This window comes from Paracoccus sp. (in: a-proteobacteria) (genome assembly GCF_039808215.1).
Lineage (GTDB): Bacteria > Pseudomonadota > Alphaproteobacteria > Rhodobacterales > Rhodobacteraceae > Paracoccus.
The window spans coordinates 75,087-94,430 of record NZ_JBDHSP010000008.1; the positions used below are offsets into that span (position 1 = coordinate 75,087).

General features: G+C 66.4%; 19 protein-coding genes. 10 read left to right on the forward strand and 9 right to left on the reverse strand.

The genetic code is table 11. The features are described 5' to 3' along the window. Positions 1–38: 38 nt before the first annotated feature. The gene (gene parA, locus WMK75_RS05050) at positions 39–674 is read left to right on the forward strand and encodes a ParA family partition ATPase (protein ID WP_347266568.1); all 636 of its coding nucleotides are present in this window, start codon (positions 39–41) and stop codon (positions 672–674) included. A 14-nt stretch (positions 675–688) separates the two neighbouring features. On the opposite strand, the gene WMK75_RS05055 is transcribed toward parA, so the two are convergent. Both WMK75_RS05055 and uvrB read right to left on the reverse strand, forming a co-directional pair. Next, on the reverse strand, positions 689–1,522 hold the full coding sequence (locus WMK75_RS05055) for a 2OG-Fe(II) oxygenase (RefSeq protein ID WP_347266569.1): 834 nt from the start codon (positions 1,520–1,522) through the stop codon (positions 689–691). Between the two features lie 95 nt (positions 1,523–1,617). Beyond that, positions 1,618–3,804: an excinuclease ABC subunit UvrB gene (gene uvrB, locus WMK75_RS05060; protein ID WP_347266570.1), complete on the reverse strand. Its 2,187-nt coding sequence runs from the start codon at positions 3,802–3,804 to the stop codon at positions 1,618–1,620. Positions 3,805–4,017: 213 nt separating this feature from the next. On the opposite strand from uvrB, the gene WMK75_RS05065 reads away from it, so the two are divergent. The 5 genes from WMK75_RS05065 (at position 4,018) to WMK75_RS05085 (ending at position 8,484) form a co-directional block, all read left to right on the forward strand. After that, a complete protein-coding gene (locus tag WMK75_RS05065; protein ID WP_347266571.1) occupies positions 4,018–4,569 on the forward strand; it encodes a thioredoxin family protein in 552 nt (183 codons plus the stop codon). Beyond that, entirely contained in the window at positions 4,569–5,252 is a 684-nt protein-coding gene (gene gph / locus WMK75_RS05070; RefSeq protein WP_347266572.1) for a phosphoglycolate phosphatase, read from the forward strand. Before WMK75_RS05065 ends, gph begins: the two co-directional genes overlap by 1 nt. Before the next feature lie 92 nt (positions 5,253–5,344). Next, the gene (locus WMK75_RS05075) at positions 5,345–5,773 is read left to right on the forward strand and encodes a TIGR01244 family sulfur transferase (protein ID WP_347266573.1); all 429 of its coding nucleotides are present in this window, start codon (positions 5,345–5,347) and stop codon (positions 5,771–5,773) included. Positions 5,774–5,940: 167 nt separating this feature from the next. Continuing rightward, positions 5,941–7,761: a translational GTPase TypA gene (typA, locus tag WMK75_RS05080; RefSeq protein WP_347266574.1), complete on the forward strand. Its 1,821-nt coding sequence runs from the start codon at positions 5,941–5,943 to the stop codon at positions 7,759–7,761. 87 nt (positions 7,762–7,848) lie between these two features. Next, positions 7,849–8,484, forward strand: a complete 636-nt coding sequence (locus WMK75_RS05085) for a hypothetical protein (RefSeq protein WP_347266575.1) — start codon at positions 7,849–7,851, stop codon at positions 8,482–8,484. A 23-nt stretch (positions 8,485–8,507) separates the two neighbouring features. Here WMK75_RS05085 and WMK75_RS05090 read toward each other — a convergent pair whose 3' ends face one another. From WMK75_RS05090 to WMK75_RS05110, 5 genes are all read right to left on the reverse strand, one after another. Further along, entirely contained in the window at positions 8,508–8,831 is a 324-nt protein-coding gene (locus WMK75_RS05090; protein ID WP_347266576.1) for a 2Fe-2S iron-sulfur cluster-binding protein, read from the reverse strand. A 75-nt stretch (positions 8,832–8,906) separates the two neighbouring features. Beyond that, positions 8,907–10,115, reverse strand: coding sequence for a beta-ketoacyl-[acyl-carrier-protein] synthase family protein (locus tag WMK75_RS05095; RefSeq protein ID WP_347266588.1), 1,209 nt, complete (start codon positions 10,113–10,115; stop codon positions 8,907–8,909). 137 nt (positions 10,116–10,252) lie between these two features. Continuing rightward, the gene (locus WMK75_RS05100) at positions 10,253–10,513 is read right to left on the reverse strand and encodes a phosphopantetheine-binding protein (protein ID WP_347266577.1); all 261 of its coding nucleotides are present in this window, start codon (positions 10,511–10,513) and stop codon (positions 10,253–10,255) included. Positions 10,514–10,555: 42 nt separating this feature from the next. Then, entirely contained in the window at positions 10,556–11,650 is a 1,095-nt protein-coding gene (gene lpxD / locus WMK75_RS05105) for a UDP-3-O-(3-hydroxymyristoyl)glucosamine N-acyltransferase (protein WP_347266578.1), read from the reverse strand. Positions 11,651–11,676: 26 nt separating this feature from the next. Then, positions 11,677–13,260: a L,D-transpeptidase family protein gene (locus tag WMK75_RS05110; protein ID WP_347266579.1), complete on the reverse strand. Its 1,584-nt coding sequence runs from the start codon at positions 13,258–13,260 to the stop codon at positions 11,677–11,679. Positions 13,261–13,614: 354 nt separating this feature from the next. On the opposite strand from WMK75_RS05110, the gene WMK75_RS05115 reads away from it, so the two are divergent. Continuing rightward, entirely contained in the window at positions 13,615–14,175 is a 561-nt protein-coding gene (locus tag WMK75_RS05115; protein ID WP_347266580.1) for a DUF882 domain-containing protein, read from the forward strand. Between the two features lie 72 nt (positions 14,176–14,247). Here WMK75_RS05115 and WMK75_RS05120 read toward each other — a convergent pair whose 3' ends face one another. Both WMK75_RS05120 and WMK75_RS05125 read right to left on the reverse strand, forming a co-directional pair. After that, complete coding sequence (locus WMK75_RS05120) at positions 14,248–15,000, reverse strand: SseB family protein (RefSeq protein WP_347266581.1); 753 nt, start codon at positions 14,998–15,000, stop codon at positions 14,248–14,250. Further along, positions 14,984–15,589 carry a uracil-DNA glycosylase family protein gene (locus WMK75_RS05125; RefSeq protein WP_347266582.1) on the reverse strand — a complete coding sequence of 202 codons (606 nt, stop codon included), beginning with the start codon at positions 15,587–15,589 and terminating at the stop codon, positions 14,984–14,986. The genes WMK75_RS05120 and WMK75_RS05125 overlap by 17 nt, the downstream gene beginning before the upstream one ends. Before the next feature lie 186 nt (positions 15,590–15,775). Between WMK75_RS05125 and WMK75_RS05130 the strand changes: the two genes are divergently transcribed. Genes WMK75_RS05130 through kdsA form a run of 3 tightly spaced genes read left to right on the forward strand, consistent with a single transcriptional unit; the run spans position 15,776 to position 18,973 of the window. Beyond that, positions 15,776–16,429 carry an ATP-binding cassette domain-containing protein gene (locus tag WMK75_RS05130; protein WP_347266583.1) on the forward strand — a complete coding sequence of 218 codons (654 nt, stop codon included), beginning with the start codon at positions 15,776–15,778 and terminating at the stop codon, positions 16,427–16,429. Beyond that, positions 16,413–18,134, forward strand: coding sequence for a capsule biosynthesis protein (locus tag WMK75_RS05135; protein ID WP_347266584.1), 1,722 nt, complete (start codon positions 16,413–16,415; stop codon positions 18,132–18,134). The genes WMK75_RS05130 and WMK75_RS05135 overlap by 17 nt, the downstream gene beginning before the upstream one ends. After that, a complete protein-coding gene (kdsA, locus tag WMK75_RS05140) occupies positions 18,131–18,973 on the forward strand; it encodes a 3-deoxy-8-phosphooctulonate synthase (protein ID WP_347266585.1) in 843 nt (280 codons plus the stop codon). The genes WMK75_RS05135 and kdsA overlap by 4 nt, the downstream gene beginning before the upstream one ends. Positions 18,974–19,344 lie beyond the last annotated feature (371 nt).

The window sequence follows — 19,344 nt, forward strand, 5'->3', positions numbered from 1 at the left end:
TGCAAAACAACGGGACGCACAACCGGAACGGAGGGGGCATGGCAGGACGCATCATTACGGTCGCCCAGCAGAAGGGTGGCTCGGGCAAGACGACGATTGCGGTCAATCTGGCGGTGATGCTGCGCGCGCGCGGCCATTCGGTCGGGTTGCTGGACACCGATCCGCAGGGCAGCATGGGCCGCTGGTTCCTGGAACGGCTGGGGCGGCTGGGCGATGACGAGGCGCTGGAGTTCACCACCTCCTCGGCCTGGGGGGCCAGCTATGAATCGGACAAGCTGAAAAAGCGCCACGATTTCGTCATCATCGACACCCCGCCCAAGATCGACGCCGACCTGCGCCCGGCGCTGCGCGTCGCCGATCTGGTGCTGGTGCCGGTGGCGGCCAGCCATGTCGATCTTTGGGCGACCGAAGGCGTCCTTGACCTGGCGCGGCGCGAGAAATGCGAGACCCTGATCGTGATGAACCGCACCCGCCCGAATTCGCGCCTTGGCGCCGAGGTCGCCGGCAAGGCGGCCGAACTGGGCGCTGAGGTGGCCGAGGCACAGGTGACGAATCGCGTTGCCTATGCCGAGACCCTGGGCCAGGGGCTGGGCGTGGCCGATGGCAACCGCAACCCCGCCGCCCTTGCCGAGATCGAGGCGCTGAGCGACCAGATCATGACCTGGCTGGGCTGATCACGGGCCAACCCCTAGAACCCCAGCCGGCGCAGCGGGCCGATGACGCGGCGGAACATGATCGGCGGCAGTATGTCCTGCAGCATCTCGGTGCGCCGGGTCTCGCGGTCGGCCTGGTCGGCGGTGCCGGGACGCGGCTTGAACAGCGTCGTATGCGAGCGTTTGGTGCCGTCCCAGGTCGCGGTATAGTAATACAGCGCCAGCGACATGCGCGGCCGGCCCTCGGGATGGTTGACCGGGGTCGGGTTGCCGTGCCAGGTGTCCGAGCCGGTGTTGAAGCACACCATGCGGTTGAACTGCGGCACAAAGCTTTCGACCATCTCGGTCATTTCATGGTTCCAGATCTCGAAGGAGCCGCCGTATTCCTTTTTCCAGTCCTTGTTCAGATAGATCAGCACGTTCAGGCGGCGTTCCAGATTCAGGATCGAGTTGTGGTTGAAATCGGCATGAATATCCAGATGTCCGCCATTCGCCACGACATGCACGCCGCCGCCGGCAAAATACGGGTCCGGAATCAGCCCCTTGATGCCGGTCATGTTTTCAAGGAACTGCACGAACGGGCGCGAGTTCAGCACATAGAACAGGTTGCGGGTATAGGCGGGCAGGCGTTCGGGAACATAGCTGGTCTTCAGCTTTTCCTGCGGCCGGTTGAAGCTGGTCTCGGCTTCGGGCAGGGCCTGCAACTCTTCGCGGACCCGGTCCAGCACCTCGGGCGGAAGGAAATCGTCAAAGCCACCGTAGGGATAGGGTTTGCGGCCGCGATAGGCCTCGGCGGCCGCGGCACCGGCGGCCTTGGCAATCTCGGGATCCAGTTGCAATGTCCCGGCGTCCAGCGCAAGCACTGACATCTTTACCTCCATCACTCAGTATCCCGTGATGGTGCGCCCGTTACCGCCATGAAATCAAATCATTACGGCCTGTCTATTTCGGCAGGTCCGGCGTGTCAGTGCCGGCGCTTCGACCGCTTGTTGCCGCCGCGCTGCCCGGCACGACCGGCGGTTGAACGGCCCGAAGCCTTGACCGCCTTTTCGGCAGCTTCCTCGATGGCGGACTGCCGCGCCAGGGGATCGTCGGCCACGGCCAGTTCGACCGCCTCGAGCCGGCGCACCTCGTCGCGCAGCCGCGCCGCCTCTTCGAATTCCAGGTTCTCGGCGGCCTTGCGCATCTGCAGGCGCAGCCCGTCAAGATGCGCGGCCAGATTGGCGCCGACCAGCGGCTGCTCGATCCGCGCGGTGACCCGCGCCTGATCGGTGTCGCCCTGCCAGAGCCCGGCCAGCACGTCCTCGACATTCTTCCTGACCGTCTGCGGCGTGATGCCATGCGCCGCGTTATAGGCGCTCTGCTTTTGCCGGCGGCGCTCGGTCTCGGCCATGGCGCGTTCCATGCTGCCGGTAACCCGGTCGGCATACATGATGACGCGGCCATCGGCATTTCGTGCCGCGCGGCCGATGGTCTGGATCAGCGAGGTTTCCGAGCGCAGGAAGCCCTCCTTGTCGGCATCCAGAATGGCGACCAGCCCGCATTCGGGAATGTCCAGCCCCTCGCGCAGCAGGTTGATGCCCACCAGCACGTCGAAGGCGCCCAGCCGCAAGTCGCGCAAGATCTCGATGCGCTCGATCGTGTCGATGTCGCTGTGCATGTAGCGCACGCGGATGCCCTGTTCGTGCAGGTATTCGGTCAGATCCTCGGCCATGCGCTTGGTTAGCGTGGTGACCAGGGTGCGATAGCCGGCGGACGCGACGCGGCGCACCTCGTCCAGCAGGTCGTCCACCTGCATCTCGACCGGCCGGATCTCGATCTGCGGGTCCAGCAACCCGGTGGGGCGGATCACCTGCTCGGTAAAGACGCCGCCGGTCTGGTCCAGTTCCCATTGCGCGGGCGTGGCGCTGACAAAGACCGACTGCGGGCGCATCGCGTCCCATTCCTCGAATTTCAGCGGCCGGTTGTCCATGCAGGAGGGCAGGCGGAAGCCATGTTCGGCCAGGGTGAACTTGCGCCGGAAGTCGCCGCGATACATGCCGCCGATCTGCGGCACCGAGACATGCGATTCATCGGCGAAGACGATGGCATTGTCGGGGATGAACTCGAACAGGGTCGGTGGCGGCTCACCCGGGGCGCGGCCGGTCAGATAGCGGGAATAGTTCTCGATCCCACTACAAACGCCTGTCGCCTCAAGCATTTCCAGGTCAAAGTTCGTGCGCTGCTCCAGCCGCTGCGCCTCCAGCAGCTTGGCCTCGTCGGTCAGCTGTTTCAACCGTGCCTGAAGTTCTGCGCGTATACCCTTGATTGCCTGCTGCAATGTCGGGCGGGGCGTGACGTAGTGGCTGTTGGCATAGATGCGGATCTGCTGGAAGCTGTCGGTCCGCGCCCCGGTCAGAGGATCGAATTCGGTAATCGATTCAAGCTCGTTTCCAAAGAAGTCAAAGCGCCAGGCGCGGTCCTCGAGGTGGGCGGGCCAAAGTTCGACCACATCGCCGCGCACCCGGAAACCGCCACGCTGGAAGGCGGCGTCGAGGCGGCGGTATTGCTGCGCGACCAACTCGCCCAGGAACTGGCGCTGTTCATACATCTGGCCCACGATCATGTCCTGGGTCATGGCCGAATAGGTCTCGACCGAGCCGATGCCGTAGATGCAGCTGACCGAGGCCACGATGATCACGTCGTCGCGTTCCAGCAGTGCCCGCGTCGCCGAATGGCGCATGCGGTCGATGGCCTCGTTGATCTGCGATTCCTTCTCGATATAGGTATCCGAGCGTGGCACATAGGCCTCGGGCTGGTAGTAGTCATAGTAGCTGACAAAGTACTCGACAGCGTTCTCTGGAAAGAAGCTCTTGAATTCGCCGTATAATTGTGCGGCCAGGGTCTTGTTCGGGGCCAGGATGATGGCGGGGCGCTGCGTTGCCTCGATCACCTTGGCCATGGTGAAGGTCTTGCCGGTGCCGGTCGCGCCCAGAAGCACCTGGTCGCGCTCGCCCTGTTGCACGCCGCGGGACAGTTCGGCGATGGCGCCCGGCTGGTCGCCCGCTGGCTGAAAGCCCGAATGCATGACAAAGCGCCGGCCGCCCTCCAGCTTGGGGCGGCTGACCTCGGGAAATCGCGCCACGGGGGCGTTGGTGTTGTTGTGGCCCATGGTTTCACCTTTGTTCGCGTCCAATCTGGCGCTTTCAGGCGGCGATACAAGACCCGTTCGTCGTGGTCGGAGCACAGCTGCGCAGGGCATCTGATATTCCAATAATGCGAATTATGTAATCATCAGTATATATGCGCGATCCGAGGCATGGCCTTGAATGCCGGGTCGCGGCAGGTCTACCTTGCGCATGGTTCGCTATCGAAAGGAAACGTCATGGCGGTTCGTCCTCCGGTCTGCGATTTTGGCGCCAGGGCACCGGATTTCACTCTGCCGGACCCCGACGGAAAGCTGTTCTCGCTTGCCGATGTCACCGGCACCGCGGGCGTGCTGGTCATGTTCATCTGCAACCACTGTCCCTATGTGCAGGCCGTCATCGACCGCATCCGGCGCGATGCCGCAGAACTGCAGGCGCATGGCATCGGCGTCGTCGCGATCTCGGCCAATGACGCCGTGCAATATCCGCAGGACGCGCCGGAGCTGATGAAGGCCGAGGCGCGGCGGCACGGCTTCACCTTTCCCTATCTCTACGACGAGAGCCAGGCCGTCGCGCGGGCCTATGGCGCAGAATGCACGCCGGATTTCTTCGGCTACAATGCAGGGCTGGAGTTGCAATACCGGGGCCGCCTCGATGCCTCGGGGCGCAGCGCCGCGCCGGAGGGCACAAGGCGCGAGCTTTTCGAGGCCATGCTGCAGATCGCCGAAACCGGCCACGGCCCGCGCGAGCAGACTGCCTCCATCGGCTGCTCGATCAAGTGGAAATCCTGATGGCCGTCTGCTTTGCCCCGCCGCCGGTGGTCTTTGATCTGGACGGCACGCTGGTCGACAGCGTGCCCGACATCCATGCCTGCGTGAATGCCGTGCTGCGCCTGCACCAGGCCCCGGCGCTGTCGCTGGACCAGGTGCGCGGCTTTGTCGGCGGCGGCGTCGACATGCTGTGGCGCCGGGTGATCGCCGCGCTGGGCCTGCCGGTCGACTCGCATCGCGACCTCGTGGCCTCGTTCATGACCCGCTACCACCACGCCACCGGCCTGACCCGGCTTTATCCGCATGTGACCGAGACCCTTGGCGTCCTGGCGGACCGCGGCTATCCGCTGGGCATCTGCACCAACAAGCCGCTTGCCCCCACGCGCGCCGTGCTGGCGCATATGGGCATCGCCGGCCTGTTCCGGACCGTGGTCGCGGGCGACTCGCTGCCGCAGCGCAAGCCCGATCCGGCACCGCTGCGCGCGGCGCTGGCCGGGCTTGGCGCCGATCCGCGCCAGCCGCGGGGCATCTATGTCGGCGACAGCGAATTCGACGCGGAATGCGCCGCCAATGCGGCGGTGCCGTTCCTGCTGTTCACCCGCGGCTATCGCAAGTCCCCGGTCGAGGATCTGCCGCACCGCGCCGCCTTCGACGATTTCGCCCAGCTTCCCGCCCTGGTCGAGGACGCCGGCATGAGCGGCTGAACGCGCGCCGCCGCAGCCCTTGACAGCGGGGCAATTCGCGATGAACCGTCCCTTCAGCGCGCCCCGGCGGGCGCAAAGCCGATGGAGCCCTCATGGACCTGCGCCAACTGACCCCGGACCTTGCCGTCGCCCCCCAGATCCTGCCCGAGGACCTGCCGGCACTGGCCGAGGCGGGTTTTCGTGTGCTGATCAACAACCGCCCCGATGCCGAGGTCGGCCCGGACGAGGATCACGCCGCGATGCGCGCCGCCGCCGAGGCCGCCGGGCTGAGCTATCACTTCAACCCCTTCATCCCGGGCCAGATCACCCCCGAGATGATTTCCGCCCAGGCCCAGGCCCTGTCGGCCCCCGGTCCCAAGGTGGCCTATTGCCGATCGGGCAACCGCTCGGCCGTGCTTTGGGCGCTGACCCGCGCCGGGCAGGAGCCGACGGAAAACCTGCTGGCAACCGCCGCGAAGGCGGGCTACGATCTGTCCGGCATCCGCGCCCTGATCGAGGCCCTGGCCAACGGCGCGGACTAGCCCGGCCAAGGGGGGCCAATGAACACGATCATCTACCTTGTCGGCCTGGTTGTCGTCGTGCTGTTCATCCTTGGTCTGCTGGGTTTGCGCTGAACGCGCGCGATTGACGCTGGCGTTTTGCGCGCCTCTGCGTTACCGGGGGCGCGACTTCTGATAAAGGCCCGCCCATGGAAATCCGCAACATCGCGATCATCGCCCACGTCGACCACGGCAAGACCACGCTGGTCGACCAGCTTCTGAAGCAGTCGGGAAGCTTTCGCGAGAACCAGTCCGTGGCCGAGCGGGTGATGGACAGCAACGACATCGAACGCGAGCGCGGCATCACCATCCTTGCCAAGGCGACCTCGGTCGAATGGCAGGGCACGCGCATCAATATCGTCGACACCCCCGGCCACGCCGATTTCGGCGGCGAGGTCGAGCGCATCCTGAACATGGTGGACGGCGTCTGCCTGCTGGTCGATGCCGCCGAAGGTCCGATGCCGCAGACAAAATTCGTCACCTCCAAGGCCCTGGCTCTGGGGCTGCGTCCCATCGTGGTGCTGAACAAGGTCGACAAGCCCGCCGCCGACCCCGACAACGCGCTGAACGAGGTCTTTGATCTGTTCGCCAACCTGGGCGCCAGCGACGAGCAGCTGGATTTCCCGCACCTCTACGCCTCGGGCATCGGCGGCTGGGCCGACGAGACCCTGGACGGCCCGCGCAAGGACATGTCGGCGCTGTTCAACCTGGTGCTGCGCCATGTCGAGCGCCCGAAGCAAAGCGCGCGCCAGGACCAGCCCTTCCAGATGCTGGCCACCACGCTGGGCGCGGACCCGTTCATCGGCCGCATCCTGACCGGCCGGGTCGAGGCCGGCCGCGCCCGGGCCGGCGACACCATCAAGGCGCTGTCGCGCGACGGCGAGCGGGTCGAGCAGTTCCGCATCTCCAAGGTGCTGGCCTTCCGCGGGCTGACGCAAGCGCCCATCGACGAGGCGGTGGCGGGCGACATCGTCACCATTGCCGGCATGTCCAAGGCCACGGTGGCCGACACGCTCTGCGCGCTCGAGGTCGACACCGCCCTGCCCGCCCAGCCGATCGACCCGCCGACGATCAGCGTCACCTTCGGCATCAACGACAGCCCGCTGGCCGGGCGCGACGGCAACAAGGTGCAGTCGCGCGTGATCCGCGAGCGCCTGCTGAAAGAGGCCGAGACCAATGTCGCGATCAAGGTCGAGGACACGCCCGGCGGCGACGCCTTCGTGGTCTCTGGCCGGGGCGAACTGCAGATGGGCGTTCTGATCGAGAACATGCGCCGCGAGGGGTTCGAACTGTCGATCTCGCGCCCGCGGGTGATCTTCCGCGAGGAGAACGGCGAGCGGCTGGAGCCGGTCGAGGAGGTCATCATCGATGTCGATGACGATTTCACCGGCGTGGTGATCGAAAAGCTGACCGGCGACCGCAAGGGGGAACTGGTGGACATGCGCCCCGCCGGCCATGGCAAGACGCGCATCATCGCCCATGTCCCCTCGCGCGGGCTGATCGGCTATCACGGCGAATTCATGACCGACACGCGCGGAAACGGCGTCCTGAACCGCATCTTTCACGGCTGGGCGCCCTACAAGGGCGCGATCCAGGGCCGGCGCCAGGGCGTGCTCATCTCGATCGAGGACGGGGTATCGGTGGCCTACGCGCTGTGGAACCTCGAGGAACGCGGCAAGATGTTCATCGGCGCGCAGGAGCAGGTCTATCAGGGCATGGTCATCGGCGAGCATTCGCGCGACAACGACCTTGAGGTGAACCCGCTGAAGGGCAAGAAACTGACCAACGTCCGCGCTTCGGGTACGGATGAGGCCGTGCGCCTGACACCGCCGATCCGCATGTCGCTGGAAGAGGCCATCGCCTATATCGACGACGACGAGCTGGTCGAGGTCACTCCAAAAAGCATCCGCCTGCGCAAGCGCTATCTCGACCCGCATGAGCGCAAGCGCCAGTCCCGCGGCGACAACTAAGCTCTTTATTCTCGATCCTTCCGGATTGCGGGCTTTCGCGGCAGCGGAAGTCTGCTAGATTGCGCTTATTGCATCTTGGAGCGTTGGATGTCAGGCGGCGGCAGCGTTTATCAGACCGTGATCTTTTCCGTCCAGAAGACCCTGGACGAAACCGGACAGTTTCCCGAGGAAATTGCCGATATCGCCGCAGTGACCGGCATCGCCGAAAAGGACATCCGGGCGCTGTTCGGCACGAAAGCTGCCCTGCATGAGGCGATGATCTATCAGGCGGTGACGCTTCTGAACGATTCGCTGCGCGCCGGGGTGATCGCCTCGCCTTCGGACGACCCGATCACGCAGTTGCATTCCATCGCGCACAGCTATGTGATCTGGGCGCAGGACAATCCCGGCCTGTTTCGGCTGCTGGTCACCGCGCTGAACGGCCAGATCGAGCCGGACAGCACCCTGCACCGCTATACAACCTCGATGCGCGATCTGTATCACCGCAAGTTCGCCGAGGCCCAGGCCCGCGGCATCCTTGCGCCGGACATGGACATCGAGATCACGATGATGATGCTGCATTGCCTGACCAAGGGCGGGAACATGATGTTCCTGACCCGCAATACCGACCCGTGGTTCGACGGAGACACACGCCCGACCGCCGAACTGGCCGAGCGGATCTTTGTCCAGTTCATGCAGAACCTGGTCAGGGCGAACCGCGCCTGCCCCCAGCAGGTCGCCTGAGCCCGGCCCCGCCGGGCACCAGGTCAGATCTGGCGTTCGGGCAGGTTGACCACCAGCCCGTCCAGTTCCGGCGTGACCTTGATCTGGCAGGTCAGGCGCGAACGCTCGGGGTCGGGCTGCCAGGCGAAATCCAGCATGTCCTCCTCCATCGGGTCGCGCGGCGGCAGCCGGTCTACCCATTCCGAGGCGACATAGACATGGCAGGTTGAACAGGCGCAGGCGCCGCCGCAATCGGCGTCGATGCCGGGAACGCCATTGTCGCGCGCGCCCTCCATCACGGTCATGCCGGGTTTCACGTCGATCTCGTGGACGGTGCCGTTATGCTCGATATAGGTGATCCTGGCCATCTTGCCTTCCTTGCCGCTTTCCCACGCAGATAGGCCATTGCGCCGGCCGAGAAAAGCCCCGCCAGCGCGGTTCCGTCACGCCTTGCGCAGCGCGATGACCGCATTCAGCCCGCCAAAGGCGAAGGCATTGGACAGCACCGCCTCGACGCGTGCCTCGCGCGCCTCGTTGGGCACCACGTCCAGCGCGCATTCCGGATCCGGCTCCTCATAGCCGATGGTGGGCGCGATGACGCCATCGCGCAACGCCATGATGCAGGCCAGCAACTCGACCGCGCCGGTGCCGCCGATCAGATGGCCGTGCATGGACTTGGTCGAGGAAATCATCAGCCGGTCGGCATGCTGGCCGAAGGCATGGGCGACGGCGGCGCATTCCGTCTTGTCATTGGCAGCGGTGCCGGTGCCATGCGCATTGATATAGCCCACCTCGTCGGGACGCATATGCGCGTCCAGCATGGCGCCGGTAATGGTGCGTTCGGCGCCAATGGCCGAGGGCATGACGATGTCCTGGGCATCGGCGGTCATGCAGAACCCGACCACCTCGGCCAGGATGTCGGCGCCGCGCGCCGCCGCATGTTCCCAGTCCTCGAAGACGAAGACGCCGGCGCCCTCGCCCTGCACCATGCCGTTGCGCGTGGCCGAGAACGGGCGGCAGCCGTCCCTGGACATCACGCGCAACCCCTCCCAAGCCTTGACGCCGCCAAAGCACAGCATCGCCTCGGAACCGCCGGTCAGCATCACCGTCGCCGCGCCCGAACGCACCATGTTGAAGGCCATGCCCATGGCGTGGTTGGAACTGGCGCAGGCGGTCGCCACGGTAAAGCTTGGCCCCATCAGCCCGTATTCCAGGCTCAGATGCGAGGCGGCGGCATTGTTCATCAGCTTGGGCACGACAAAGGGATGGACGCGGTTCTTCCCCTCCTCGTAGACGGTGCGGTAATTCTCGTCCCAGGTGTTCATGCCGCCCGCCGCGGTGCCCAGCACCACGCCCGAGCGCAGGCCCAGCTCGCCCTCGAAGACCAGCCCGGACTGCTCCACCGCCTCGGCGGCGGCCAACAGCGTGAACTGGGTGAACTTGTCATAGAGGACGATCTGCTGGCGGTTGAAATAGGCCTCCGGATCCCAGTCGCGCACCTGGCCGCCGATGCGGATCGAGAGCCGGTCCACGTCGCGAAACTCCAGCGGCCCGATGCCGCAGCGGCCCTCGCGCATGGCCTCGAAGGTCGCGGGCACGTCGCGGCCCAGCGCGTTCACCGTGCCCATGCCGGTGATCGCCACCCGGCGCATGCCATTGGCGTGCCGGCCCATGATCACGCGGCCCAACATGGCGCGCGCCAGCTTGGTGGCGTTCCTGACCTTGCCCTTGACCTTGGCGGTCTTGCGCCCCGGCCCGGGCGCGGCCTCGCCCTCGGATCCGCGACCGCTCATACCTTTTCGGCGACCAGCTTCTCGACCGCGGCGATGATCGCCCCAAGGCTCGAGACATCGAAATCCGATTTCTCGGGCTCATTGGCGTTGAAGGGAACCGAGATGTCGAATTCCTCCTCGATGGCAAAGATCGACTCGACCAGGCCAAGGCTGTCGATGCCGATCTCCTGCGGCGACATTTCGGGTTTCAGCTCGCCCGGGTCGAGCATCGCCTGTTCGGCGATGATCTGCACGATGCGTTCGCGGATATCTGTCATCTCGGCCTCCGTTCAGCCTGTTTCGGGCGGTCCTGCCGGGGCTCAGCCCGGTTCGCCCTTGTCGATCAGCTTCTTGACGGTTTCGCGAAGCTCTGCCACCTGCGCATAAAGCCGCGGCAGGCGGCGGATGTTCTTCTGCGCCTCGACCTGGGTCTCCATCCGGACCGCGGGGCTGCCCAGCAGCACGCGGCCGGCCGGCGCATTGGTAAAGATCTTGGTGGCGCCGCCGGCGATCACGTCGTCGCCGACGAAGATATTGTCCGACACGCCCACTTGCCCGCCCAGCACGACGCGGTTGCCGATGCGGGCCGAGCCTGCGATGCCGACCAGGCCGCACAGCATGCAATCCTCGCCGACGACGCAGTTGTGGCCGATCTGCACGAGGTTGTCGATCTTGGTGCCGCGGCCGATGCGGGTGGCGCGGACGGTGCCGCGGTCGATGGTCGAATTGGCGCCGACCTCGACATCGTCGCCGATCTCGACCCCGCCCAGCGAATGGATGCGCAGCCAGTGCTGCTGCCGGATCTGCTGGCGCCCGCCCAGGGTGTGGCGGATCTCCTCGACGCCGGATTTCTCGGGGGTGACAAAGGAAAAGCCGTCCGCGCCGATCGAGACGCCGGGATGCAGGATCACCCGGTCGCCGATGCTGACCGCATGGGCGATGCGCACGCCGGGGTGCAACAGCACATCCCGGCCGATCACCGTATCCGCCCCGATCGAGACATGCGCGGCGATGCGCGCCCCCGCCCCGATCCGCACCCGCGCGCCGATGACCACGAAGGGCCCGACGGCGGCATCCGCGGCCAGTTCGGCGCTGGGATCGACGATGGCGGTTGCGTGGATGCCGGGCGCAATGTCGGGGCCGGGATCGAAGGCGCGCGTCAGCGCCGCCATGGCCAGCCGCGGCCGCCCGACCAGAATGGCGGCGCGCAGGCCGAGCGCCTCGGGGTCGACGCCCTCGGCCAGCAGCGCCATGCCGCCTGGTGTCAGGCGTTCGAGATAAGCCGCCGTGGTCGCCAGCGCGATCTGCCCGTCCAGCGCATGTCCGGCCTCGGCAGCACCGCTGACGGTCAGGCTGCCGTCGCCCCAGAGGCGGGCATCCAGGGCGCGGGCCAGTTCGGCGATGGTCAGTGTCATGCGACTCCCCTTCACTGGGGCATCATCTATTCATCTGCGCCGGCAGAATCCAGTCCGGCCTTGACCAGCGCCGCATGGACCAGGGCATCGCGGCCATAGATGTCGGGAAATCTCTGGATGTTTCCGTCTTCGTCCGGGAAAGCGGTGAAATAGACCAGATGCACCGGCAGCGTCGGGCGCAGGTTCAGATAGGTCTCGCGCCCGGACTTCAGCGCCCGGGCGAATGTCGCGTCGGGATCGGCCACCTGGCCGCGCAGCAACTCATGCGCCAGATCGACCGGCCGGCCGATGCGGATGCAGCCATGCGAATAGGCGCGGCGGGACTGGCTGAACAGATGCTTGGTGGGCGTATCGTGCAGATAGATGTTCCAGGGGTTCGGGAACAAGAACTTGACCACGCCCAGCGCATTGTCGTCGCTGGGCTTCTGACGCATGCGAAAGGGAAAGTTGCCGGCCGAGTAGCGGCGAAAATCGATGCGGCTGCGCGGGATCACATTGCCGGCGCCGTCCACCACGTCCAGATGCCCGACCGCATTGGCATTGGCCTGCAGCCGCGGCAGATATTCCTTGACGGTGATCGAGCGCGGCACGTTCCAGCGCGGATTGACCACGATATGGCGCATCTGTTCGCTGAACTCGGGGGTCTCGAATTCCTGGTTGGCCTTGCCGATGACGGTGCGGGTCTGGAACAGCTCGCGCCCGTTCTCGTGGATGCTGGCGCTGAAGGCCGGCAGGTTGACCCAGACATGGCGCGCCTGCAGGTCATGACCGCGCATCCAGCGCATGCGCTCGAGCGCGACGAGGATCGCGTCGGACTCGGGGCCGCGGCCACGGTTGAGGCGGGCCAGGGTGCGCGGCCCGGCAACCCCGTCCGCCGGCAGACCCGCCGCCTGCTGAAATGCCGCCACCGCCGCCGCCAGCGGCGCGTCAAATGCCAGCGGGCTGCCGGTCGGCGGCGCGGCAAAGCCGATGGCGGCCAGGCGCAGGCGCAGGGCGGCGATGGACGGATCGGCATCCCCCTCGCGCCACAGCCCCTCGGGCACCGCGGGCAGTCCGGCGGGCGCCGCCAGGCGCGACTGCGCCGCCAGCGCCTGGCGCAGCGCCTCATAACGGGGATCCTGCGACGGCAGCCCGGCCAGCATCGCCGCCGGATCCGCCGCGCCGGCAAAATCGCGCATCAGATCGCCGGTGCGCGGCCGCTGCACCTCGCGCTTGATGCCGGCCTCGACCTTGCGGGGATCGAGGATGCCGCCGGTGATGTCATGGCTCCAGTCGGCCAGAACCCTGGCAAAGCGCAGTTCCTCGCCGGTGGTGTCGACGCCGCTGCGGTCCAGTTGCTCAAGTGTGCCCGCCCGGTAGCGTGCCGCCGGCAGCCCGTGCGAGGCCGCCTGCCCCACCGCCGCGATCAGCGCCCGGCGCCGCGTTGCGCCTTCGGCGCCCTGAAAGATCGGCTTCAGCCCGTTGCTGCCATAGAAATCCGCCAGCCCCGGGTCGCCCGCGATCTCGCGCGCAAGCTCCATCTCGGGCGCCGAGAACACCAGGCGCGGCGCCGGCAGCGCGGCGATCGGGGCGGCGTCCAGGGCCTGCGCAACCGCGCCCGGCGTCGGCAACAGTGCGCACACCGCAACCACAGCGCGAATCATCTTTAAGAAATACACCCGATCGTTCCTTCGAAAGTCCCGACAAATCATCGCATCCCGGAGAAATCCGGTCCAGCGGCCACTGATTCTTTCCCCGCCAGGTGATGCAGCGCCAACACGCCGGCGAAAAAACCTTGGGTTGGGTTCCGAAACCCCGAGTCAATCGGCGGAATCTCGCCTAACATGGCGAATGTCCGCTTTGCGCGGAATCAAATGCTTTCCTCCGCTCGCGGGCTGGTGACATATTCTTAAGCAGCTTCGGCTAAACCGGGGCGCGCCGCTTCAACGGGCGGCAGACAACGAAAGCAGGACAGGCGATCTGACATGACGTTTGAAACTTTCTCGCGTCGGGGCATCCTCGGTGTCTTCGCGGCGACGACAGTGGCAGCCGCGCCGGTTATGGCCAATGCCTTCGGTCTTTTGCGGGGCGCCGGCGACATCCGCCGCATCCGCATGTATTCGGGGCGCACGGGCGAAAGCATCGACACGGTCTACTGGGTCGAAGGCAAGTACATTCGCGACGCCCTGAACGAAATCAACGTGTTCATGCGCGATTGGCGAACCGGCCAGGCGGTCGGGATCGATCCGCGCACGATTGACATCGCCGCAGCCTCGCACAGGCTGCTGCAGACCAAGGAACCTTTCATGATGCTGTCGGGCTATCGCTCGCCCAAGACCAACGCCATGCTGCGTTCGCGGTCCTCGGGTGTGGCGCGCAACTCGCTGCACATGGTGGGCAAGGCTGCGGACATGCGCCTCAAGTCGCGCTCGGTCTCGCAGATGTACAAGGCCGCTTCCGCCTGCCAGGCGGGCGGGGTCGGCAAGTATTCGCGCTCGAACTTCGTCCATATGGACTGTGGCCCGATCCGCCACTGGGGCGCCTGAATCACGCGGTTTCAACAAGCCGTGATCGTGCGAGAGCCCGCCCTTCGGGGCGGGTTTTCACTTGTCCGGCGCCTATCGCAGCCGCGGCGGTGCCGAGGGGTCGCGCCGGACCGGCTCGGGTTCTGGCGCCGGCGGCGGCGGCTCCAGCAGCAGTGCGCCATTTGGGCCCTCGATTGCCGAGAAGCCGATGTCGACGCCGCCGGGGATCTCGGGCAGGAAGGCCAGCAGTTCCGCCATCGCCTTGGCCAGTCGGGCCTCATGTTCGGGTTCGACGCCGCGCAGGATCAGTGCGTGGCCGTGCCGGCCGTCCTGCCACTCGGCCGCGACCAGCATGGCCAGCGTGACGAGGCCCGCCATGTCGCCCAGGCGCTGCGCCAGGGGCTCGGCCAGGATGGCGACCGCCTCGGGCGAAGGGGCCGTGAGGCGCCGCGCCTGTTCGGCCGGCGCCATGCCCGGGCGCGCCTCAAGCGCCTTGACCAGCCAGGCCAGCACATCCGCGTCCAGCATCAGTTCCGAGGGCTGGCCGGGATTGACCAGCAGCCCCTGCCCCGCCTGGGCCAGAGTGCGCGCCAGAACCCGGCCCGGCATCGCGACATGGGCGACCGCCGTGCCCAGAAAGCCGGCAAGCCGGTCCTCGCGGTCGCAGGCCAGGGCGAAACGGCCCTCGGGCAGGTCAAAGCCCTGCAACTCGATCAGGTCATCGGCCGGCTCGCGGACCAGGGCCACGAACAGTTCGGTATCGGCCAGCCGCGACAGGATGCGCGTGCGCGCCGAATCGTCGGCCTGGTGAAACGGGATCTGGCAAAGCTTATCCAGCGGGGTCATCGGGGTCTTTCAATCGTTCAGCCACGGTCTGGCGCAGGGCCGGCAGCAGTTCGGCCTCGAACCACGGGTTGCGCCTGAGCCAGCCGGTATTGCGCCAGGACGGATGAGGCAAGGGAAAGATCGCGGGTGCGTGCATGCGCCACGCCGCGACCGTGGCGGTCACGCCGCCCCTCGCCGCCTCGCCCAGATGCCAGCGCTGCGCGTGGCCGCCGACCAGCAGCGTCAGCCGCGGCCGCAGCTGTGCCATCACCCGCTGGCGCCAGACCCGGGCGCAGATCGCCGGCGGCGGCAGGTCCGCGCCCTTGGCGTCATAGCCCGGAAAACAGAAGGCCATGGGCACGATGGCGATGCGCGACAGATCATAGAACTGCGCCTCGTCCACCCCCATCCAGTCGCGCAACCGCTCGCCCGAGCGGTCGGCAAAGGGCTTGCCCAGCTGATGCACGCGCAGCCCCGGCGCCTGGCTGCCGATCAGGATGCGCGCGCCCGGGCGGAACCAGACGACCGGATGCGGGCTGTGGCGCGTGGCGGTCCGGGCAAAGCGTTCGGCGCACAGCCTGCAGGCGCGGATTTCGTCGACCAGATCCATCACCGGCAGATATGCATGCAATGCCGCAGAAAAAAGACCCGCGCGTTTACCCATTCTCAGCACTCTGCCCGCAAGGTGGACAGCACCGGCCCCTGCGCATATTGTCCCGCCTGCTGGCGCGACCGCATGGCGTGGTGGCTCGGGTCAATCTTGGCCCGTGGGGGCATGGCGGATCAGGACGGTCAGGTGATCGAATTCGACGACGTTTCAAAATCGTTCTGGACCGGAACGCAGCGCAAGGTGATCCTTGACCGCGCCTCCTTCCGGATCGAGCTTGGCCGCTCGGTCGGCATCCTGGCGCCGAACGGCACCGGCAAGACCACGATCATCAACATGATGTGCGGGCTGGAAAAACCCGACGAGGGCACGGTGCGCAGCGATTGCCGGGTCTCGTTTCCGCTCGGCTTCATGGGCGGGGTCACGCCCACGCTGAGCGCCAATGAAAACGCGCGTTTCATCGCCCGCATCTACGGGCTGGACCCCGATTATGTCGAGGCGTTCTGCCGCTGGCTGACCGACATCGACGAATATTTCGACATGCCGGTCGGGACCTACAGCGCCGGCATGCGCGCGCGCTTCACCTTCTCGCTGATGCTGGCGCTTGAATTCGATATTTACCTGATCGACGAGGGCATGCCGATGACCACGGATGCCGAATTCAACCGCAAGGCCGGCGCGGTGCTTTACGACCGGTTGCGCTCGGCCACCGTGGTCGTGGTCTCGCACCAGGCCCAGACCATCGAAAAATTCTGCAATTCGGCCGCCGTGCTGCGCGACGGCAAGCTTTATCAGTTTGAAACCCTCGAAGAGGCGAAGCAATATTATGACTACACCACCTAAGGCCCGCGCCTTTCGCATCAGCCGCGAGGAATCGGTCCTGGCGGTGGACCGGGACGCCCCTGCCGCCGAAACCGCGCGCAATGTGCAGGTTTCGCTGCAGAAGGGGGCCGCACTGCAGCCCTCGCTCGATCCCGCGCAGCTTTTCGCCGCGACCGAGGACGGGTTTGGCGACATGCGCTTTCCCGACGCGGCACCGGTGGCCAGCGACGCCCCGCCCACTGCGGACGAACGTATCGCTGCCGTGCGGGCGGAAAACCTGACCGACCGGCAGCTGCGCATGGCGCGCCGCATCGCCGCCATGCACGAGATTGTCGTCGAGACGGATTACGAGGCGGTCATCGCCCTGCGCGACCGCGGCATCGACCCGTTCCACCGCGCCGCCGTCGGCCAGATCCTGTCCGAGGAGGCCGCCAGATCGCAGGCCGCCAACACGCCAGCCACGACGACCATGCCGGTGCCGATGCGCAAGAACCGCAACGGCGCCCGCGGCAGCGAGATCGTGCCGCTTGCCCCCGAGGCGACGCGCCTTCCCTCGCGCGAGGCGCTGACCGAGGATCGCCGCGCCGCCGAGATCATCCTCATCCAGCAGGACATCGCCCGCCGCCGCCGCCGCAAGCTGGTGATGCTGTTTCTTCGCATCCTGGCCTTCGTCGGCCTGCCGACGCTGATCGCGGGCTATTACTATTTCTTTGTCGCGACACCGCTTTACGCGACCTATTCGCAGTTCCAGATCCAGCAGGCCGACAAGTCGGGCTCGGCCAGTCTGGGTGGGCTGTTCAGCGGCACCCAGCTTGCCACCAATACCGACTCGGTCTCGGTGCAAAGCTACCTGACCTCGCGCGATGCCATGCTGCGGCTCGACAAGGATCTGGGCTTCAGGGCACCGTTCCAGCAGCCCGGCATCGACCCGATTCTGCGCCTCGCCGAGGGCGCGACGAATGAGCAGACCTACAAGCTTTACCAGAATTCGGTCAAGATCGGCTATGATCCGACCGAGGGTGTGCTCAACATGGAGGTCATCGCTCCGGATCCGGAGCTGAGCCAGAAATTCTCGCTGGCGCTGATCGAATATGCCGAGGGTCAGGTCGACCAGATGACCGCCCGCCTGCGCGAGGACCAGATGAAGGGCGCCGTCGAAAGCTATCAGGACGCCGAGGCCAAGGTGCTGCAGGCGCAGCGGCGCGTCCAGGACCTGCAGCAGAAGCTGGGCGTGCTTGACCCGGTGGCCGAGGGCAGCGTCATCATGGGCCAGATCGCCGAGCTTGAGCGGCAGCTGGCGGCAAAAAAGCTTGAACTCGGCCAGTTGCAGGCGAATGCCCGCCCTAACCAAAGCCGCGTCGCCGGCGTCAAGGGCGACATCGGCCGGCTTGAGGACATGCTGCTCAAGACCCGCAGCCAGCTGACCGAGGGCAATGCCGCCCGCGGCTCGCTTGCCACCATTTCGGGTGAGATCCGCATCGCCGAATCCGACCTCCTGACCCGGCAGGAACTGCTGGCCGCCGCTGCCGCGCAGATGGAGAACGCGCGCGTCGAAGCCAACAAGCAGGTGCGCTATCTCTCGCTTTCGGTTGCGCCGGTGCCGCCGGATGAGGCAACCTATCCCAAGGCTCTCCAGAACACGATCGTGGCCTTCCTGGTCTTTTCCGGCATCTATCTCATGCTGTCGCTGACCGCCTCGATCCTGCGCGAACAGGTGTCGTCATGAAACATGTCTCCGTCCGCAACGTCACCTTCGGCAACGACCTGCCGCTGGTACTGATCGCAGGTCCCTGCCAGCTGGAAACCCTGGACCACGCGCTGAGCATCGCCGCGGAACTGGCGCGCGTCTGCGCCGGGACCGGTGCGGGTTTCGTCTTCAAGGCCAGCTATGACAAGGCCAACCGCACCTCACTGAAGGGGCGCCGCGGCATCGGCATCGACGAGGGGCTGCGCATGCTCGAGGAGGTGCGCCGCCAGATCGGCTGCCCGGTGCTGACCGATGTCCACGATATCGCCCAGGCGCGGGCGGCGGGCGCGGTGGTGGACGTGATCCAGATTCCGGCCTTTCTCTCGCGCCAGACCGACCTTCTGTTGGCGGCAGGCGAGACCGGGGCCGCGGTCAACGTCAAGAAGGGCCAGTTTCTCGCGCCCTGGGACATGCCCAATGTCGCCGACAAGATCGCCTCGACCGGCAACGACCGGATCATGCTGACCGAACGCGGCGCCAGTTTCGGTTATAATGCGCTGGTGGCCGACATGCGCAGCCTGCCGATCATGGCCCGCACCGGCTGGCCGGTGATCATGGACGCGACGCATTCCGTGCAGCAGCCTGGCGGGCTCGGCGGCTCATCCGGCGGGCAGCGCGAATTCGCCCCGGTCATGGCCCGCGCCGCCGTGTCCCTTGGCGTGGCCGGTGTCTTCATCGAGACGCATGAGGATCCCGACAACGCACCCTCGGACGGGCCGAACATGATCGCGTTGCCGCAGATGGCCGCGCTTGTCGCCTCGCTGATGCGCTTCGACGCCCTCGCGAAATCCGACCCCGTCATGTCCGGGACAGCGTGACCCTGGCCTGAAACGCGGCACACGTCGCAACAGGACCGTGCCAAACCGACCGGCACAACCCCGATCAAGTCCCAGGCCCGGCCACAACCTCGCCCCCGCCCAAGGGCGGAGCAGCACAGCGCCACCAGCCCTTTGATCCGGGGCAGAACTGCGCCATGGTCCGCCCCGCGCACGCCGGCCGGTACGCACCACCGAGGAAGCGCGAACGACCGCGATGCGGCACATGGCTGGCCGCCGCACTGCTTTCTGACGGGTTGAGATGGTTTTCACTTCCTGAATAGTAAGCGGGCAACCGGCCTTGCAGTTACCCACAAGTTGATGCTGGCGTGCTTTGCACGATGCTTGCGCCTTCGACGAGATCGGCGAGGCGT

Bases quoted from the DNA above. Each gene is read 5' to 3' on its own strand.
- parA (WP_347266568.1), top strand. From the start codon at position 39: ATGGCAGGACGCATCATTACGGTCGCCCAGCAGAAGGGTGGCTCGGGC.
- WMK75_RS05055 (WP_347266569.1), bottom strand. From the start codon at position 1,522: ATGTCAGTGCTTGCGCTGGACGCCGGGACATTGCAACTGGATCCCGAG.
- uvrB (WP_347266570.1), bottom strand. From the start codon at position 3,804: ATGGGCCACAACAACACCAACGCCCCCGTGGCGCGATTTCCCGAGGTC.
- WMK75_RS05065 (WP_347266571.1), top strand. From the start codon at position 4,018: ATGGCGGTTCGTCCTCCGGTCTGCGATTTTGGCGCCAGGGCACCGGAT.
- gph (WP_347266572.1), top strand. From the start codon at position 4,569: ATGGCCGTCTGCTTTGCCCCGCCGCCGGTGGTCTTTGATCTGGACGGC.
- WMK75_RS05075 (WP_347266573.1), top strand. From the start codon at position 5,345: ATGGACCTGCGCCAACTGACCCCGGACCTTGCCGTCGCCCCCCAGATC.
- typA (WP_347266574.1), top strand. From the start codon at position 5,941: ATGGAAATCCGCAACATCGCGATCATCGCCCACGTCGACCACGGCAAG.
- WMK75_RS05085 (WP_347266575.1), top strand. From the start codon at position 7,849: ATGTCAGGCGGCGGCAGCGTTTATCAGACCGTGATCTTTTCCGTCCAG.
- WMK75_RS05090 (WP_347266576.1), bottom strand. From the start codon at position 8,831: ATGGCCAGGATCACCTATATCGAGCATAACGGCACCGTCCACGAGATC.
- WMK75_RS05095 (WP_347266588.1), bottom strand. From the start codon at position 10,115: ATGCGCCGGGTGGCGATCACCGGCATGGGCACGGTGAACGCGCTGGGC.
- WMK75_RS05100 (WP_347266577.1), bottom strand. From the start codon at position 10,513: ATGACAGATATCCGCGAACGCATCGTGCAGATCATCGCCGAACAGGCG.
- lpxD (WP_347266578.1), bottom strand. From the start codon at position 11,650: ATGACACTGACCATCGCCGAACTGGCCCGCGCCCTGGATGCCCGCCTC.
- WMK75_RS05115 (WP_347266580.1), top strand. From the start codon at position 13,615: ATGACGTTTGAAACTTTCTCGCGTCGGGGCATCCTCGGTGTCTTCGCG.
- WMK75_RS05120 (WP_347266581.1), bottom strand. From the start codon at position 15,000: ATGACCCCGCTGGATAAGCTTTGCCAGATCCCGTTTCACCAGGCCGAC.
- WMK75_RS05125 (WP_347266582.1), bottom strand. From the start codon at position 15,589: ATGGATCTGGTCGACGAAATCCGCGCCTGCAGGCTGTGCGCCGAACGC.
- WMK75_RS05135 (WP_347266584.1), top strand. From the start codon at position 16,413: ATGACTACACCACCTAAGGCCCGCGCCTTTCGCATCAGCCGCGAGGAA.
- kdsA (WP_347266585.1), top strand. From the start codon at position 18,131: ATGAAACATGTCTCCGTCCGCAACGTCACCTTCGGCAACGACCTGCCG.